We start from the raw sequence: 2,761 nt of genomic DNA, 5'->3' as shown, positions 1-2,761 counted from the left end.
TATGAATATATTTGCTCATTATTTTATTTTATAACAAAACGCAGCAGAGCTGCGGGGAATTTACCCTAAGAGATTAAAATCTGCCTACAAAAGCAGATGGGAAGTGGAAGTCTTCCATAGAGAGTCGAAACAAAAGCTGGGATTGGAAAATTTCCAAGTTGAGGAATGGCAAAAGCTGGTTAATCACGTCGGATTTGTTTGCCTCGCTTATTCATTATTAACAATACTTAGACAAAAGTTCGGTGGCTCTGTTGGAGACATCAAGTTTAATTTACAGGATGAAGTCTATGGAATATCAAGCTCCGCTGATACTTTCGAGCAAAAATTAGCTTCCTAAACTTCTAGAAATTTCTTACTTCATTCAGAATGATTATATAGGATAAATCCCGGATTAAGCTTGGGATTACAGGATTATATTTTGTTTTGGGAACATAGTTATTAACGATCTTCATTTCATTCAAAATGACCACGTACATTAGTTAGATGTTGGAATAAGTGCGGCATGATAATGTAATGATTGATGAAGCAGATAGGTTAATCCTACCAATGAAATAAGCCTAAAATGACAGATTTTTAGTGATATAAGATTGATTCATATAATTTTTGTATATAAATCAGCCCATTCAGGGTTAAAATCATTAATAATATTTATTTTCCATTGTCTTTGCCATTTTTTTAGCTGTTTTTCTCGATGTAAAGCAGGTTCTATATCTTCAAAAATTTCGTAATAAACTAACTTGTTCAAATTGTATTTCTTTGAAAAGCCCTCTATTAATTTATTTTTATGTTCATAAATTCTTCGTTTTAAATCATTTGTGACACCTGTATACAAAACAGAATTATTAAAATTAGTTATTATATAAACATAATATTGCTTATTCACGCCCATTAACCTATTTTATATTATCTTATACTGTCATGCCGGACTTGTTCCGGCATCTATAATATTTAGTATTGTGAATCATAGAAAAATAAAAGAGTCTTAGCACAAAATGACAAAGCTACGATTTATTTATCAAATTTGAGCAATTCATAAGGCTCAACATCAAGAGCTTTAGCTATTCTTTTTATCTTTGATAAAGTTATATCATTTTGAGCAGTTTCTATCATGCTGATTGTGGAGCGTGAGACTTTTGCATCACAGGCTAATTCTTCCTGCGATAAACCTTTTTCTTTTCGTAAAGTTTGAATTTTATTTCCAACTTTTTTTAAAAATATCTTGTCCATACACAAATTGTCAGTTATACTGGCAATAGTTACAACCAGTCACACTGTCAAAAATAGAGAATAAACGTTATGGATAAAGAAAAACAAGAGGAACTTTTATACAGATTATTAGACATGAAACACTGCCTTGAAATTGCGGAGAGATATATTAAATCTGCTCGGGAAACTTTTGATGAAATTCAGGAATTTAGACATTTATTGAAAAATATAAAATAAAAGAGATTCTTCACTTCATTCAGAATTGACAGAAGAACGATGATTAGATCCCGGGTCAAGCCAGGGATGACAGTTCTACTTTTTATGATTTGAGATTCTTCGCTTCGCTCAGAATGACAGGATTAAGATTGATGATGGTAGATAAGTAGTCAAATTATTGGTATAGAATCTATGTTTAAGTCAAATACCCAGCCTCCTTTTTGGACTAAAAGCTCATTCTACAAACTAATAAAAGAATAGCTGAACTCGTACAATCGAAGGGAAGGCTTTTAAATACCACATAAACAAGCCTATAGTTTTCGTCAAACTGGACTACTCTGTATAATTTGTTATACACTGCATTTATTATGAGAGTTGCTATTATTTCTTTTCAAACTAATTCAGATATTATTGGTGCAAAATACATACATTCCTATATTCTGGAAAATAATTATGAAAGTTATTTAATACTACAGCCAGATGCGGATTCCAGCACAGATATCGGGATTTTGAATTTTATTCAGGAAAATAACATAGATATAGTTGGCATTAGCTTGATGTCTCATGAGTTTTTTCGGGTTTCTCAATTTGCTGAAAAATTTAAATCAAAATTTAGCAATGTTCTTTTGGTATTTGGTGGAATTCATGCAACTATTGCGCCTGAAGACTGTTTATCAATAGGAGATATTGTAATCAGAGGAGAAGGGGAAAATACTTTTCTGGAGCTGATCCGATGTATAGAGCAGGGTAAAGACTATAGCAACCTTGCAGGTATTTGTATCAAAAAAGATGATCAACTTTTATCATTTCCTGGAATTATTGAAGAAAATATCGATAAATTTCCTTTTCCAAGACTTCTTCCCAAAAATATGTTTGTTGTTCATCAGGGAAAAGTTTCACTATTTGATAATAGGCTGTTAAGGATCTATTCAAGATACAGCGGAATATTTCCCAGTATAATTTCAACGAGAGGATGTCCTTATTCCTGCTCTTACTGCTGTAATTCTGTGTATAAAAATCTGTATAAAAATTATAAACTCAGAAAACGCTCAGTAGAATCAGTAATTTCAGAATGTCTCGAAGAAATAAAACAGCATTCAAACATTTTTTTCTTAAATTTTCAAGATGACTGCTTTCTTATTCAGGATAATGAATGGATTAAAGAGTTTTCAGCTCAGTATAAAACTAAAATCGGACTTCCATTTGCAATAAAAACCACACCAAAGCATATCACCAGAGAAAAAATAACTATGCTTAAAGAAGCGGGACTTGTTTGGGCTTTTATGGGACTTCAAACAGGAAGTGAAAGGATTAATAAAGAAATTTATAATAGAAATCT

The 2,761-nt window shown here is 31.6% G+C and carries 3 protein-coding genes and 1 pseudogene (1 of these 4 running past the window's edge); 2 read left to right on the top strand and 2 right to left on the bottom strand.

What is annotated here, in order from left to right; genetic code table 11:
* Positions 1 to 103: 103 nt before the first annotated feature.
* Positions 104 to 337, top strand: a complete 234-nt coding sequence (locus tag A2255_08260; protein OGI23351.1) for a hypothetical protein — start codon at positions 104 to 106, stop codon at positions 335 to 337.
* A gap of 255 nt (positions 338 to 592) precedes the next feature.
* Here the strand turns inward: A2255_08260 and A2255_08255 are convergent, their stop codons facing one another.
* Positions 593 to 889 carry an excinuclease ABC subunit C gene (locus A2255_08255; protein ID OGI23350.1) on the bottom strand — a complete coding sequence of 99 codons (297 nt, stop codon included), beginning with the start codon at positions 887 to 889 and terminating at the stop codon, positions 593 to 595.
* A 119-nt stretch (positions 890 to 1,008) separates the two neighbouring features.
* Entirely contained in the window at positions 1,009 to 1,227 is a 219-nt protein-coding gene (locus A2255_08250) for a hypothetical protein (protein OGI23349.1), read from the bottom strand.
* Between the two features lie 563 nt (positions 1,228 to 1,790).
* Here A2255_08250 and A2255_08245 point away from each other — a divergent pair.
* Positions 1,791 to 2,761, top strand: a pseudogene (locus A2255_08245) (hypothetical protein) (it continues 523 nt past the right edge of the window).

The organism is Candidatus Melainabacteria bacterium RIFOXYA2_FULL_32_9 (assembly GCA_001784615.1).
In the GTDB taxonomy this organism is placed as follows: Bacteria; Cyanobacteriota; Vampirovibrionia; order Gastranaerophilales; family UBA9579; genus UBA9579.
Note: the sequence above shows the minus strand (reverse complement) of the source record. Positions and strands in the feature narration are given on the sequence as shown.

Bases quoted from the DNA above. Each gene is read 5' to 3' on its own strand.
- A2255_08255 (OGI23350.1), bottom strand. From the start codon at position 889: ATGGGCGTGAATAAGCAATATTATGTTTATATAATAACTAATTTTAAT.
- A2255_08250 (OGI23349.1), bottom strand. From the start codon at position 1,227: ATGGACAAGATATTTTTAAAAAAAGTTGGAAATAAAATTCAAACTTTA.